The sequence below is a fragment of the Pandoraea sp. B-6 genome (genome assembly GCF_000282835.1).
Classification (GTDB): Bacteria; Pseudomonadota; Gammaproteobacteria; order Burkholderiales; family Burkholderiaceae; genus Pandoraea; species Pandoraea cepalis.
In genome coordinates this window covers 69792-83285 of record NZ_KB290503.1, presented here as the reverse complement: position 1 = coordinate 83285, position 13494 = coordinate 69792, and the positions used below count along the sequence as shown (strand labels likewise).

General features: G+C 62.4%; 15 protein-coding genes and 1 pseudogene. 8 read left to right on the top strand and 8 right to left on the bottom strand.

The features are described 5' to 3' along the window. A pseudogene (locus A985_RS29035) lies at positions 1-197 on the bottom strand (SDR family NAD(P)-dependent oxidoreductase); the annotation flags it as partial. Between the two features lie 15 nt (positions 198-212). Here A985_RS29035 and A985_RS0107570 point away from each other — a divergent pair. The 4 genes from A985_RS0107570 to A985_RS0107550 all read left to right on the top strand — a co-directional run bounded on the left by A985_RS0107570 (position 213) and on the right by A985_RS0107550 (position 3857). Continuing rightward, complete coding sequence (locus A985_RS0107570; protein ID WP_017232798.1) at positions 213-1247, top strand: CDP-6-deoxy-delta-3,4-glucoseen reductase; 1035 nt, start codon at positions 213-215, stop codon at positions 1245-1247. Positions 1248-1567: 320 nt separating this feature from the next. Beyond that, on the top strand, positions 1568-2800 hold the full coding sequence (locus tag A985_RS0107560) for an acetylornithine transaminase (protein ID WP_051060096.1): 1233 nt from the start codon (positions 1568-1570) through the stop codon (positions 2798-2800). Positions 2801-2883: 83 nt separating this feature from the next. Then, the gene (locus tag A985_RS0107555; RefSeq protein ID WP_017232796.1) at positions 2884-3381 is read left to right on the top strand and encodes a GNAT family N-acetyltransferase; all 498 of its coding nucleotides are present in this window, start codon (positions 2884-2886) and stop codon (positions 3379-3381) included. Continuing rightward, positions 3378-3857, top strand: coding sequence for a GNAT family acetyltransferase (locus A985_RS0107550; RefSeq protein WP_017232795.1), 480 nt, complete (start codon positions 3378-3380; stop codon positions 3855-3857). Before A985_RS0107555 ends, A985_RS0107550 begins: the two co-directional genes overlap by 4 nt. Positions 3858-3975: 118 nt before the next feature. Here A985_RS0107550 and A985_RS0107545 read toward each other — a convergent pair whose 3' ends face one another. The 7 genes from A985_RS0107545 to A985_RS0107515 form a co-directional block, all read right to left on the bottom strand. After that, entirely contained in the window at positions 3976-4689 is a 714-nt protein-coding gene (locus A985_RS0107545) for an ABC transporter ATP-binding protein (protein WP_017232794.1), read from the bottom strand. Next, on the bottom strand, positions 4689-5462 hold the full coding sequence (locus A985_RS0107540) for an ABC transporter ATP-binding protein (RefSeq protein ID WP_017232793.1): 774 nt from the start codon (positions 5460-5462) through the stop codon (positions 4689-4691). Before A985_RS0107540 ends, A985_RS0107545 begins: the two co-directional genes overlap by 1 nt. A gap of 21 nt (positions 5463-5483) precedes the next feature. After that, the gene (locus tag A985_RS0107535) at positions 5484-6620 is read right to left on the bottom strand and encodes a branched-chain amino acid ABC transporter permease (protein ID WP_017232792.1); all 1137 of its coding nucleotides are present in this window, start codon (positions 6618-6620) and stop codon (positions 5484-5486) included. Positions 6621-6638: 18 nt separating this feature from the next. Beyond that, the gene (locus A985_RS0107530) at positions 6639-7589 is read right to left on the bottom strand and encodes a branched-chain amino acid ABC transporter permease (protein ID WP_017232791.1); all 951 of its coding nucleotides are present in this window, start codon (positions 7587-7589) and stop codon (positions 6639-6641) included. Positions 7590-7801: 212 nt separating this feature from the next. Beyond that, positions 7802-9010 carry a branched-chain amino acid ABC transporter substrate-binding protein gene (locus tag A985_RS0107525; protein ID WP_017232790.1) on the bottom strand — a complete coding sequence of 403 codons (1209 nt, stop codon included), beginning with the start codon at positions 9008-9010 and terminating at the stop codon, positions 7802-7804. A 720-nt stretch (positions 9011-9730) separates the two neighbouring features. Continuing rightward, complete coding sequence (ispH, locus tag A985_RS0107520; protein ID WP_017232789.1) at positions 9731-10705, bottom strand: 4-hydroxy-3-methylbut-2-enyl diphosphate reductase; 975 nt, start codon at positions 10703-10705, stop codon at positions 9731-9733. Then, positions 10702-11169 (bottom strand): peptidylprolyl isomerase, encoded by a 468-nt coding sequence (locus A985_RS0107515; RefSeq protein WP_026131741.1) that lies wholly within the window; start codon positions 11167-11169, stop codon positions 10702-10704. The genes ispH and A985_RS0107515 overlap by 4 nt, the downstream gene beginning before the upstream one ends. Positions 11170-11331: 162 nt before the next feature. Here A985_RS0107515 and radC point away from each other — a divergent pair, with 162 nt between their 5' ends. The 4 genes from radC to A985_RS29030 form a co-directional block, all read left to right on the top strand. Beyond that, a complete protein-coding gene (gene radC, locus A985_RS0107510; RefSeq protein WP_017232787.1) occupies positions 11332-12006 on the top strand; it encodes a DNA repair protein RadC in 675 nt (224 codons plus the stop codon). Between the two features lie 225 nt (positions 12007-12231). Further along, entirely contained in the window at positions 12232-12465 is a 234-nt protein-coding gene (rpmB, locus tag A985_RS0107505) for a 50S ribosomal protein L28 (protein WP_017232786.1), read from the top strand. A gap of 16 nt (positions 12466-12481) precedes the next feature. Further along, complete coding sequence (gene rpmG / locus A985_RS0107500) at positions 12482-12649, top strand: 50S ribosomal protein L33 (RefSeq protein WP_017232785.1); 168 nt, start codon at positions 12482-12484, stop codon at positions 12647-12649. Positions 12650-12891: 242 nt separating this feature from the next. Next, on the top strand, positions 12892-13494 hold a 603-nt coding region (locus tag A985_RS29030; protein ID WP_232424551.1), incomplete at its 3' end, for an FAD-dependent oxidoreductase.

The following is a 13494-nucleotide window of genomic DNA, read 5'->3' as shown; positions in this document are numbered from 1 at the left end:
AGGCTTGCCGCGTCGTCCAGGTTGGCGACAACGGGCACGGCCCCCGCCGCGCGCAATGCCGCATGGCGAGCATCGCTCGACGTGACCGCAAAGACACGAAAGCGTTTGACGAGGGCCGGCAGCGCGCGCATGCCGACGTCGCCGCAGCCCACTACCAGCAGGCGCGGGCGACCGAAGGGTTTTGACGATTTATTCATTTTTCGGATTGTAGTATGGCTTACAACGTTACCCTCGTGCCGAGCGGGCGCGAGTTCCAGGTCGAAGACGGCGAGGCCGTACTCAGCGCTGCGCTGCGTCAGGGCGTCGGCCTGCCTTACGGGTGCAAAAACGGCGGTTGCGGGTCCTGCAAGGCCAAGCTGGTCGAGGGCAACGTCGAGCACGGCGCGCATTCCAGCTCAGCCCTTTCGAAGGACGAAGAAACACGCGGTTTTGCGCTGCTTTGCTGCGCCCATGCCAAGGGCGACCTCGTCATCGAATCGCGCGAAGTCAAAGGCTTCGGCGACATCCCGGTCAAGCGCCTGCCCTGCCGCGTGAACGCGCTGGAGCGCCGTGCCGACGACGTCATCGTCATGCGCCTGCAACTGCCTGCCAATGAGCGCTTTCAATATCTCGCCGGGCAGTACATCGAGTTCATTCTGAAAGACGGCAAGCGTCGCAGCTACTCGATGGCCACCGCGCCGCACGAAGAAGGTTTCCTTGAGCTTCACCTGCGTCACATGCCCGGCGGTGTGTTCACCGACCACGTCTTCACTCAAATGAAGGAACGCGAAATCCTGCGCTTCGAAGGCCCGCTCGGCACGTTCTTCCTGCGCGAAGACACCGACAAGCCGATCGTGCTGCTCGCGTCGGGCACCGGTTTCGCGCCGATCAAGGCCATCGTCGAACATGCGGTGCACAAGGGACTGAAGCGCCCCATGACCCTGTACTGGGGCGCGCGACAGTTGAAGGACATTTACCTGCGCGAGCTGGCCGAACAATGGGCGCGCGAGATTCCCGGCTTCAGGTTCGTGCCGGTGCTCTCCGACGCCGCACCGGAAGACCAGTGGCAAGGCCGCACAGGGTTCGTGCATCGTGCCGTGGTGGAAGACTTACCGGATCTGTCGGAGTACGAGATCTACGCCTGCGGGGCCCCCGTGATGGTGGAATCGGCGCGCCGCGACTTCATCGCGCATCACCACCTGCCCGACGCAGCATTCTTCGCCGATGCGTTCACCACCGAGGCCGACAACCCGGGTGGCGGTCTGTGAGCCGCACGAATCGAGTGATGCTGACCGGGCGCCACGCGGCGCGCACGCCACAGTGCGCGCGAACCCTTTGACAAGCGCCGCGTCACCGACTTATGCTTGCCGACATGAACCTGATTGCCATCGCCTCGATCCGACGTCGCCATACGCTGCCCCAACCGGGATGCCGCGCGGCACGCTATCGACTGCGATAACTCGCAGGTTCTCAAGCACAGCGAAGCCACGGGCAACCCCCGTGGCTTTTTTTATTGTTCCGTCTCGCTCACCCTCGTCCTTCGGAGACCGTCATGTCGCTTGCCAACCCGTCCGCCGCTGCATCGCCCATGGCGTCCGCCGCCCCCAAGGCGGCACGCCACGCCAGGTTCGCTGAATTCCCCACGCAGGCGTTGCTGCCCATCACGTCGCGCCCCGAGCTCGTGTTCACGCACGGCAAGGGCGGCTGGCTGTATGACCACGAGGGCAAGCGCTATCTCGACTTCATTCAGGGCTGGGCGGTCAACAGCCTCGGCCATTGTCATCCGGTGATGCGCGATGCGCTCGCCACACAAAGCGCGTTGCTGCTCAATCCCAGTCCCGCGTACTACAACGTGCCGATGATCGAGCTGGCCGGCCTGCTCGCCACGCTCTCGGGACTCGGCAAGGTCTTCTTCGCGAACAGCGGCGCCGAGGCGAACGAGAGTGCGATCAAGCTCGCGCGCAAGTGGGGCCAATTACATCCGAACCCGTCGGGCGGTGCTCGTTTCGAGATCATCACGTTCAAGGATGCCTTCCACGGCCGCACGCTCGCCACCATGTCGGCGAGCGGCAAGCCCGGCTGGGACACGATCTTCGCGCCGCAGGTGCCGGGCTTCCCGAAGGCCGAACTGAACAATATCGCCTCCGTCGAAGCCCTCATCGGCCCCGACACCGTCGCGGTGATGCTCGAACCGATTCAGGGCGAAGCCGGTGTCGTGCCGGCCACCGACGTGTTTTTGAAGGAACTGCGCACACTCACGAAGTCGCGCGGACTGTTGCTGATCGTGGATGAAGTGCAAACCGGCTGCGGGCGCACCGGCACCCTCTTCTCGCATCAGCAGGCGGGCATCGTGCCCGACATCATGACGCTCGGCAAAGGCATTGGCGGCGGCGTGCCGCTCGCGGCGATGCTCTGCGGCGACGAATTCGCGGTCTTCCAGCCGGGCGATCAGGGCGGCACGTACAACGGCAATCCGCTCATGTGCGCCGTTGGCCTCGCGGTCATGCGCACGGTCAGCGCACCGGGCTTCCTCGAATTCGTCCGCGCCCAGGCCGACTACCTGAGTGCCGGATTGCAGCACCTGTCGTCGCGTTACGGTGGCGAGGGCGAGCGCGGTGCCGGCCTGCTGCGGGCATTGCTGCTCGGGCGCGACATTGGCCCGCAACTGGTGGAAGCTGCGCGTGAGATGACCCCCGACGGGCTGCTGCTCAACGCAGCGCGTCCGAACCTGCTGCGCTTCATGCCCGCACTCAACGTGAGCCGCGACGAGATCGACCAGATGCTCTCGATGCTCGACACGCTGCTCGCCAAGCACGCTTAACGAATCGACGTGATGCGCGCCGCGACAGGCCCGGCACTGCCGGGCGGCGCGGCGCTCACCCTATCGCACAGGAGGCACCCTCAATGAACGATCTGAGTCACGCGCACCCGACACCGCCCGCCGACGCCATCGTCGACATTTCTTCCGATCCGGCACGGCTCGACATCGGCTTCATCCATCACGCGCTCGCGACGCAAACCTATTGGGCGAAGGACATCCCACGCGTGACGCTCATGCGCGCCATCGCGCACTCTCTGTGCTTCGGCGCCTATGCCACACAGGTTGAAGGCGGCGCGGCGCGTCAGGTGGGCTTCGCGCGCGTGATCACCGATCGTGCAACGTTCGCCTACCTGGCCGACGTGTTCGTTGATCCGTCGATGCGCGGGCTCGGCATCGGCAAGCGCCTATGCGAGAACGTGCTGGCGCATCCCGCCTTGCAAGGGTTGCGGCGTTTTCTGCTCGCCACCACCGACGCGGCGGGCCTTTATGCCCGCTACGGATTCGAACCGCTCGACCCGGTGAACAAGATGATGCAGATCCATCGCCCCGACATCCACACCAGTCAACAGGACGCGCCATGATCGCCCCGCCCGCCGACATTCATATCCGCGGCTTCGACGACGCCGACACCGACGCCGTGCTCGCTCTCTGGCGCGACGCGTTTCCCGAATACCTCTCGGCCGACAAGCCGCACCGCGAGCCTCGCCGCTCGATCGCCAACAAGGTTGCCATGCGTGACGGGTTGTTCTTCGTCGCCGTACGCGAGCAGACAATCGCGGGCACCGTCATGGCCGGGTATGACGGCCACCGCGGCTGGGTCTACTCCCTGGCGGTAGGGCGTGCGCTGCGACGTCGCGGCGTGGCCAGCGCCCTGCTTCGCCACGCAGAATGCGCGCTGGCCGAGCGCGGCTGCCTCAAGCTCAACTTGCAAGTGCTCACGCAATCGCGCGATGTGCTGGCGTTCTACACCGCGCACGGCTATGCGGCCGACGATGTCGTGAGCCTCGGCAAACGCTTGCCGCTCGCGCCGGGCGCGGCGCCGTCGACATCGCTATAGTCCGGTTCGACGGGACCGCGTTGCGCGCATAGCGCTCGACGAAAAACACAAAGGGCGCCGGAGTTGCCTTCGGCGCCCTTCGATCGTCGTCCGGCTCACGCCGGACGCTCATGCTTGATTATTCCCCCAGATACGCGGCGCGCACCTTCGGATCGTCGAGCATGTCTTTCGCATCACCGGTCATGGTGACCAGACCGCTGTCCATCACATAGGCGCGGTGCGCGGCCTGGAGCGCCAGGCGCGCGTTCTGCTCCACGAGCAGCACCGTCACCCCTTCGCCCGACACCGTACGCACCACCTCGAAGATCTTCTCCACCATGATCGGCGAGAGTCCCATCGACGGCTCGTCGAGCAGCAACAGCTTGGGCTGGCTCATGAGCGCGCGCGCCATGGCAAGCATCTGCTGCTCGCCGCCCGACAACGTGCCGGCGAGCTGGTCACGACGCTCCTTGAGGCGTGGGAAGATGCCGAACATCTTGTCGACGTCCTGCTTGATCCCCGCGGTATCGTTGCGCAGATACGCGCCCATCTGCATGTTCTCGAGAATGGTCATGCGCGTGAAGATGCCGCGCCCTTCCGGCACCATCGCGAGCCCTCGCTTGAGCAGATCGAACGCCTTCACACCGCGAATCGACTTGCCCAGATACTCGATGTCGCCATCGGCCCAAGGCAGCAGACCTGTGATCGCCTTCATCGTGGTCGTCTTGCCTGCGCCGTTCGCGCCAATCAGCGTGACCAGTTCGCCCGGCTGGATGCTCAGGTCGATCCCCTTGACCGCCTTGATCCCGCCGTAAGCGACTTTCAGGCCCTTGATCGTCAACATTGCGCTCATCAATGGCCTCCCGAACCCAGATACGCTTCAATCACCGCCGGATTTTTCTGCACATCCTGCGGCAAACCCTCGGCAATCACCTTGCCGTAATCCAGCACCGTCATGCGGTTGCACAAGCCCATCACCAGCTTCACGTCGTGCTCGATGAGCAGAATCGTCTTGCCGTCGCTACGGATCTTGTCGAGCAAGCCGCGCAGCTCCACTTTCTCGGTCGCGTTCATGCCTGCGGCCGGCTCGTCGAGCGCGAGCAGCTTCGGGTCGGTCGCCAACGCACGCGCGATCTCCAGACGGCGCTGGTGGCCGTACGAGAGGTTCGCCGCCGTGTAGTTGGCATACTTCGCCACGCCCACATACTCAAGCAACTCCATCGCGCGATCGCGAATGGCACGCTCCTCGGCCTTCGCGCCCGGGTAACGGACGATCGCGCCGATCACACCCATCTTCGTTCGCACGTGACGGCCGACCATCACGTTCTCGACCACGGTCATGCCGCCGAACAGGCGGATGTTCTGGAATGTACGGGCAATCCCCGCCTTCGCCACTTCGTGCACGGCGGTCGGCTTGTAGGCCGAACCATCGAGCCTGAATTCGCCGGAGTCCGGCGTATAAAGGCCGGTGATCACGTTGAAGAACGTGGTCTTGCCGGCACCGTTCGGGCCGATCAGCCCGTAGATTTGCCCCGGCTTGATCTCCAGGCCCACATCGGTGAGGGCCTGCAGACCGCCGAAGCGCTTGTTCACGCCCTTGACGGACAGAAGAATTTGTTCGCTCATAGTCAGGTCATCTCCCTCAACTTACAGTGTCCGCTCTTCTGGACGCGGCGACGGCCACAGGCCGGCCGGACGGTACAGCATGATCAGGATCATGGCCAGACCGTACAGCAACTGCCGGATCACTTCGGGATCGACGATGACGCTGCCAAACAGGCTCGTTTGCAACGGGCCCATGGTTGAGCGCAGAACTTCCGGGAACGCCGAGAGCAGGATACCGCCCAGGATCACGCCCGGAATGTGGCCCATGCCGCCGAGCACCACCATCGAGAGCACAATGATCGACTCCCAGAAGGTGAACGACTCGGGCGAGACGAAGCCCTGGAACGCCGAGAACATGCCGCCGGCCACACCACCGAACGACGCGCCCATGGCAAACGCGAGCAGCTTGATGTTGCGCGTGTTGATACCCATCGCCTTGGCGGCAACTTCGTCTTCACGGATGGCCACCCAGGCGCGTCCGATGCGCGAGTGCTGCAAACGCACGCAGACGAACGCGATCAACAGCGCCAGGAAGACGAACAGGTAGTAATACATGTACACCGAGGCGACCTGGATCCCGAAGAAGTTGTGCACCTTCGAGAAATCGAAGCCGGCAAACGACGCGGGCTCGATGCCGGTGATCCCCTTCGGGCCGTTGGTGATGTTCACCGGCCGGTCCAGGTTGTTCATGAAGATACGGATGATCTCGCCGAAGCCCAGTGTCACGATGGCCAGATAGTCGCCGCGCAGACGAAGCGTCGGCGCGCCGAGCAGGATGCCGAACGTGGCCGCGACCGCCGCCCCGATCGGAATCGTGAACCATATCGGCACATGCAGCCCCCCCGGGAACAGATGCGCGATCCACGCGAAGTGGAGCGTGAGGTGAGGCGAGCTGAGGAAAGCGGTGACGTACGCACCCACGGCATAGAACGCGATGTACCCCAGGTCGAGCAGGCCGGCGAAGCCCACCACGATGTTCAGGCCCAGCGCGAGCATGATGTAGAGCAGCGCGAAGTCGAGCACGCGCACCCAGTAGTTGCCGCCGGCGTAGCCGACGAGCACCGGCGCGACAATCGCCGCAATGAGGAAGAATGCGAGGCCGCGATAGGCCTTGCGCGTGGCCGCCGCCGCAGAGATCTGCGTGGCCTCGCCAGTGGAGGTTTGCACGGGTTGATTCATGATGTCGTTTCTCCCCGCTTATGCACGATCCGCCACGCGCTCGCCGAGCAAACCACTCGGACGGAACACGAGCACCGCGATCAGGACAATGAAAGCGAACACGTCCTGATAGTTACTGCCGAACACACCACCGGTCAGATCCCCGATGTACCCCGCACCCAGCGCTTCGATCAGGCCCAGCAACACACCGCCGACCATCGCGCCCTGCAGGTTGCCGATACCGCCCAGCACCGCCGCCGTGAACGCCTTCATCCCGGGAATGAAGCCCATGTAGAAGTGCACGTTGCCGTAGTTCGACGCCATCATTACGCCCGCGAGCGCCGCGAGCCCACCGCCCAGCGCGAACGTTGCGGAGATCACGAAGTTCGGGTTCACGCCCATGAGGCCGGCGACGTTGCGATTTTCCGCGGTGGCCCGCATGGCGCGGCCAAGCTTGGTGCGGTTCACAAGCTGCGTGAGACCGAACATCACGAGGAAGGCAACGACCACGATCACGACACCCGTGCCGTTGGTCACGGCGCCGATTTGGTCGCCGTGTTGCGGAATCACGGTCATGGCGTCGGTCGGCAGCAGTTGCGGGAACGAGAGCGGGTTGCGCGACCAGATCAGCATGGCGATCGTCTGCAAGAGCAGCGACACACCGATCGCGGTGATCAGCGGCGCCAGACGCGGCGCATTGCGCAACGGCCGGTAGGCCACGCGCTCGATCACGAAGTTGGTCAAGGCACACACGGGCATACACACGAGCGTGGCAATGGCCAGCATGAGCGCCGGGTTCATGTCCGGCGCGATTTTCAACAAGAGATTGATGGTGGATAGCGCGACCATCGCGCCGATCATCATCACGTCGGCGTGGGCGAAATTAATGATGCCCAAAATGCCATAGACCATCGTATAGCCCAGTGCAATGATCGCGTAGACGCTACCAAGCACGAGGCCGTTCAAGATTTGTTGGATAAAGATATCCATGAAGCTAACTCCTTGTCCCGAGAACGGGCTCTCGACACGCTTGCCCGATCGGGCGCGCGAGGGGGTCGAGAGAATTGCGGGTAATGAGGCGTAATCCTGTGTCAGGAGGGGGGGCCGTGCCCGTCATGCAGGCACGGCGTATTTCCGCAGAGATCGAAACGGCACCGAACGGGTAGGCAGCGGTGCCGTTTCATGGCGCAAATGCCTTAGAGTTACATCTTCACCACGTCAAGCACGCTCTTCTTTTTGTCCTTGTAGTTGTAGAGCGTGATCACCGGTTCCTTCATGTCGCCCTTGCTGTCGAAGGCGATGTGGCCGATAACGCCCTTGTAGTCGGTGGCCGGCATGGCGGCCAGGATCTTGGCCGGATCGGTCGAGTTGGCACGCTTCATGGCGTCGATGATCACGTTGACAGCGTCATACGTGAACGGGGCGTAGATCTGGATCGGCTGGTTGAAACGGGCTTCATAACGCTTCGAGAAGTCCGCGCCGCCTTCCATCTTCGACAGCGCCATACCCGCTTCCGAGCAGACGATGTTGTCGATCGCGTCGCCGGCCAGTTCGGCCACCTTGTCGGTACACACGCCGTCGCCGGCCAGCACCTTGGCACCAATGCCCAGTTCCTTCGACTGCTTGGCGAACGGGCCGCCGGTCGCGTCCATACCGCCGTACATGATGATGTCCGGACGCTCGCCCTTGATCTTCGTCAGAATCGCGCGGAAGTCCGTGGCCTTGTCGTTGGTCGCGTCGTGCGAGAGCACCTTCAGGCCGTTAGCCTTCGCGGTCTTCTCGAACTCGTCGGCCAAGCCCTTGCCGTAGGCCGTTGCGTCGTCGACGATGGCCACCGATTTGGCACCCAATGCCTTGGTCGCGTAGTTGGCCAGTGCCGGGCCCTGCTGAGCGTCGGTAGCCACCACACGATAGGCCGTCTTGAAGCCCTGCTGGGTGTAGGCCGGGTTAGTGGCCGACGGGGAGATCTGCACGATGCCAGCATCGCTATAGATCTTCGAGGCCGGGATCGTGGTGCCCGAATTCAAGTGGCCCACCACGGCAACGACCTTCTCGTCGACGAGCTTCTGGGCGACCTGCGTTGCGGTCTTCGGATCGGCCGCGTCATCTTCAGCCAGCAGTTCGAGCTTGACCGGCTTGCCGTCGATGGTCAGGCCCGCCTTGTTGGCTTCTTCGATAGCGAGGCGTGCACCATTTTCGTTATCTTTGCCCAAGTGAGCAATTTGGCCCGTCAGCGGCGCAACGTGACCAATTTTAACTACAACCGCATCGCCGCCCCCGCTGGCGGCAGTCGTCGCGGCGGGCGCCGAAGCGGCGCCCGAATCGGCCTGCTTTTCTTCCTTCTGACCGCATGCCGCCAACAGCGTCACTGCGGCAACGACGGGCAGTACCTTCGCGAACTTGAGTTGCATGTGATTATCTCCAAATTGTCGGCGGATGAATAACGCCAGTAACGCCAATTCAACGTTTCGTATGCGAAACGCGCGCATTGTAACTCCATTCTTTGCGGATGCGATGCTCGCCGCCACAGGGTTTTCCATAATGGAGGCCTAAGGTTTTATACCGACTTGTGCAACCCGATTTTTTCAAAAGCGCAACCCCGGATTGGTTAAAGGTTTTACACACCGTGCCCACCGGTGCGGGTAACGTCATGGTGCAACCGATGCACCAGTCATGGGCTCGGACACAGCAATAACTAGATATGCAAGTTGCATGCCCGCGCTATCTGGAGCGCTTGTTCTAATTAAGGGAATAAATAAATAATTGATTTTCTGGAAAGCGAATGCTAATTGCTCAATCAATTCTGTATTCGCTGAATTGCGTGTCGAGTCGACAAGTTTTATCTAACAAGACGCCAAAATCGATGAAATGCGTCGCGCGGATTATCCGCGAAATTCAATTTGATTTTGCATAGATTCCGCAAGACGAATCCCGAGCGCGATCTGCGATTCGGTGAGCGACGCGGCGCTTGCGTCAGGGAGGGTCGACGCGCGGGGTCGTGGGGAATCCGGCGCGGGGAGGCGAGGCAAAGGAAGGAGGCATAAAAAAACCGGGGCCACGTAATATGGCACCCGGTTTGTCAGCCATGCGGGGTTACCGCTGGCCGATCGGCATTGTTGCGACGACGGCGCTTAGCCGGCCGCCACCGGCACAAGACCCTTCGGAAGCGGGAACGCAATATTTTCTTCCACGCCATCGAGCACTTTGACCTGATTGACGCCCAGCTCACGCAGACGCGAAACGATCGATTGCGCCAGCACTTCCGGGGCCGACGCCCCCGCCGTCACGCCAATCCGGCGTTTGCCGTCGAACCACTCCGGCTTGAGTTGCTCCGGCGCATCGATCATGTACGCGGGCACGCCCATCTTCTCAGCCACTTCGCGCAGGCGATTGGAGTTGGAACTGTTCGGGCTACCAACGACGACCACCACGTCGCACTGCGGCGCCATGAACTTCACTGCATCCTGGCGATTCTGCGTGGCGTAGCAAATATCCTGCTTCTTCGGCTCGGTAATCGAAGGGAAACGCTGCTTGAGTGCATTGATCACCTCGGCGGCGTCGTCGACGGATAGCGTCGTCTGCGTCACATAGGCGAGCTTGCTCTCATCGGCGACCTGGAGCGCCAGCACGTCGTCGATCGTCTCGACGAGGAACATGCCCTCGCCCGACTGCCCCATCGTGCCCTCCACTTCCGGGTGCCCCTTGTGGCCGATCATGATGATCTCGAGCCCTTGGCTACGCATCTTCGCGACTTCGACGTGCACCTTGGTGACGAGCGGGCAGGTGGCATCGAAGATGCGCAGGCCGCGCGCTTCCGCCTCGGCCCGTACGGCCTGCGACACACCATGGGCACTGAAAATCAGCGTGTTGCCCGCCGGCACGTCGGTCAGCGCCTCGACGAAAATCGCGCCCTGCTTACGCAGGTTGTCAACGACATAGGCGTTGTGCACGATCTCGTGGCGCACGTAAATCGGCGCGCCGTACATCGCGAGCGCGCGCTCGACAATCTCGATCGCGCGGTCGACGCCCGCGCAAAAACCGCGCGGCTGGGCCAGAAGAATTTCCGCATCCGACAGGGTCGGTGCTACGACTTGGGTGGCGCTCATTTCGATTCCTGCAGAATGCCGATAATCTGGACTTCGAACACGATCGGCTGGCCGGCCAGCGGATGGTTGAAGTCGAACAAGGCCCAGCCGTCACCCAACTCTCGCAGGATGCCCGCATAGCGGCCGCCGCTCGGCGCGTTGAACTCGACCAGATCGCCAACGCTATAGGCTTCGCCAAAATTGCTGTTTTCCTGCAACGTCTTCATCGAAACGCGTTGCAGCAGCTCCGGGTTGCGCGGGCCGAATGCCTGCTCCGGCGCCAGCTCGGTCCGGCGGCGCTCCCCGACCGTCATCCCCAGCAGCGACTGCTCCAACGTCGGCGCCATCTGGCCGCCGCCGAGTTGCAGCGTCGCCGGCGTACCTTCAAAAGTGTTGACAATGTCCGCGCCGTCGGGGGCGGCGATCCGGTAGTGGAGCGTCAGATAGGAATCGTCTTGAACCACAGGGGTTACGGCAGAACTCATGGGGGTCTCACAGCAAGGTCAAGCTAATATTGTAAAGGACGGCGCGTTGCGCGTCCGGCTCCCCATCGAAGCAGCCCCGATTTTTTCCTGTCGACGGCATCGTTTGTGATATTCGTGGCACCCGCGATCATGCGCGCGATGGTGTCCCTCCTTGGAGTCGTCATGTCCATCGCTCAATGGCCGCTCGCCGAGCGTCCCCGTGAAAAAATGCTGGCCCGCGGTGCCGGTGCGCTGTCCGATGCCGAGTTGCTCGCCATCCTGTTGCGGACGGGCTCGCACGGGCGCAATGCCGTCGATCTAGGTCGCGAATTGCTGGCGCGAAGCGGATCGCTGACTCGGCTGCTCGCCACGCCCTTCGAGACGTTACGGCAAATTCCGGGGCTAGGTCAGGCCAAAATTCTGCAATTTCAGGCCGCCCTCGAAGTGGCGCGCCGCATGCTGGGAGAAGGCATGCAGTCCGGCAATTTGCTCGATTCTCCGGCGCGCGTGCACGACTATCTGCGCCTCACATTGCAGGATCGGTCGCGCGAGCGCTTCGCGTGCCTCTTTCTGGATGCCGCGCATCGGCTGATCAGCACGCGCGTCATGTTCGAGGGAACGCTCACCCAGACCTGCGCCTATCCGCGCGAGATTGTGCGCGCCGCGCTCGACGTGCACGCGGCGGCCGTCATCGTCGCGCACAATCATCCGTCCGGCGTGCCTACCCCAAGTGCGGCCGATCTGGCGCTCACGCGCCAGTTGGGCGACGCGCTGGCGCTGCTGGAAATCCGGCTGCTCGACCACTTCATCGTGGCCGGAACCCGCGTGTATTCACTCGCGGAGAACGGCGAGCTGTGACACCCCACAACAACATCTGCACAGAATTTTGGCAGTTGGGTCGCGTTCGCGCAGCGCTTGCGCTATAATCCGTCCCTTCCCGAATCTCCGACAGACGTTTCCCGCCAGGGACTCGCATCCTGCATCGCGAAAGCGATTGATTTGTCTGGGATTTTTGTGGTATCATCGCGGTCTGTCTTTTCGACTCACCTTTTTTTACACAGAATTCTGGGTTAGGAGTGCTTCATGGCACGCGTATGTCAAGTGACCGGGAAAGCGCCGATGGTCGGCAATAACGTTTCCCACGCCAACAACAAAACCAAGCGTCGTTTTCTTCCGAACTTGCAAAATCGCCGGTTCTGGGTTGAGACCGAAAACCGCTTTGTGCGCCTGCGCATTTCGAAGGCCGGCCTGCGCCTGATCGACAAGAACGGCATCGACGCCGTTCTGGCGGACCTGCGTTCGCGCAACGCCATCTAAGTTTTAGGAGATCATCATGGCAAAAGGCGCTCGCGACAAGATTAAGCTGGAATCGACCGCTGGCACGGGTCATTTCTACACGACCACCAAGAACAAGCGTACCCATCCGGAAAAGATGGAAATCAGCAAGTTCGATCCGGTGGCTCGTAAGCATGTGGCTTACAAGGAAACCAAGATCAAATAAGATCAACAGGTTTTCTCGCAGCGGTTCGCTGCTGCGTTCGATACCCCGCCACAGGCGGGGTTTTTCGTTTGGGCGTCCCGAAATTCGCAACGCTACGCTATGCGTAGTCACGCAACATAGAATTTCTCCGATGTGCGCATAGGGTCATGTGTCGCGCGCGTATTGACTCGCTATACTGGCTCATTTCCCATCACGAGAATGGCACCACGCCCGTGGCGTCGATTCCAGAGAGCGCGCGTATCATGAATTTCGATGTCGTCATCGTCGGCAGTGGGCTCGCCGGCCAGTCCGTCGCCCTGCACCTGGCAAAAACCTGCCGCGTAGCGCTGGTCGCCAAACGCCCCATGCCCGAAGGGGCCAGCGACTGGGCACAGGGCGGCATCGCCGCCGTGCTCGACTCGACCGATAGCGTCGACGAGCATGTTGCGGACACCCTCATCGCCGGCGCCGACCTGTGCGACGAAGCCGCCACGCGATTCATCGTCGAACACAGCCGCGAAGCCATCGAATGGCTCATCGCGCAAGGCGTGCCGTTCACCCGCGACGACGCCGCCGAACTCGGCTTCCATCTGACGCGCGAAGGCGGCCATAGCCACCGCCGCATCATTCATGCCGCCGACGCCACTGGGCACGCCGTGATCGCCACGCTCACCGAACGCGTGCGCCAGCATCCGAATATCACCGTCTTCGAGAATCACTTCGCGGTCGATCTGATCACCTCCGACCGTGCCGATGCGGCACCGACAGCCGGGCGTCATTGCCAAGGCCTTTACGTGCAGGATCTCGGCACCGGCGAGGTCCACGCCATGACGGCGCGGCACACGGTGCTGGCCACGGGCGGCGCG

Bases quoted from the DNA above. Each gene is read 5' to 3' on its own strand.
- A985_RS0107570 (WP_017232798.1), top strand. From the start codon at position 213: ATGGCTTACAACGTTACCCTCGTGCCGAGCGGGCGCGAGTTCCAGGTC.
- A985_RS0107560 (WP_051060096.1), top strand. From the start codon at position 1,568: ATGGCGTCCGCCGCCCCCAAGGCGGCACGCCACGCCAGGTTCGCTGAA.
- A985_RS0107555 (WP_017232796.1), top strand. From the start codon at position 2,884: ATGAACGATCTGAGTCACGCGCACCCGACACCGCCCGCCGACGCCATC.
- A985_RS0107550 (WP_017232795.1), top strand. From the start codon at position 3,378: ATGATCGCCCCGCCCGCCGACATTCATATCCGCGGCTTCGACGACGCC.
- A985_RS0107545 (WP_017232794.1), bottom strand. From the start codon at position 4,689: ATGAGCGCAATGTTGACGATCAAGGGCCTGAAAGTCGCTTACGGCGGG.
- A985_RS0107540 (WP_017232793.1), bottom strand. From the start codon at position 5,462: ATGAGCGAACAAATTCTTCTGTCCGTCAAGGGCGTGAACAAGCGCTTC.
- A985_RS0107535 (WP_017232792.1), bottom strand. From the start codon at position 6,620: ATGAATCAACCCGTGCAAACCTCCACTGGCGAGGCCACGCAGATCTCT.
- A985_RS0107530 (WP_017232791.1), bottom strand. From the start codon at position 7,589: ATGGATATCTTTATCCAACAAATCTTGAACGGCCTCGTGCTTGGTAGC.
- A985_RS0107525 (WP_017232790.1), bottom strand. From the start codon at position 9,010: ATGCAACTCAAGTTCGCGAAGGTACTGCCCGTCGTTGCCGCAGTGACG.
- ispH (WP_017232789.1), bottom strand. From the start codon at position 10,705: ATGAGCGCCACCCAAGTCGTAGCACCGACCCTGTCGGATGCGGAAATT.
- A985_RS0107515 (WP_026131741.1), bottom strand. From the start codon at position 11,169: ATGAGTTCTGCCGTAACCCCTGTGGTTCAAGACGATTCCTATCTGACG.
- radC (WP_017232787.1), top strand. From the start codon at position 11,332: ATGTCCATCGCTCAATGGCCGCTCGCCGAGCGTCCCCGTGAAAAAATG.
- rpmB (WP_017232786.1), top strand. From the start codon at position 12,232: ATGGCACGCGTATGTCAAGTGACCGGGAAAGCGCCGATGGTCGGCAAT.
- rpmG (WP_017232785.1), top strand. From the start codon at position 12,482: ATGGCAAAAGGCGCTCGCGACAAGATTAAGCTGGAATCGACCGCTGGC.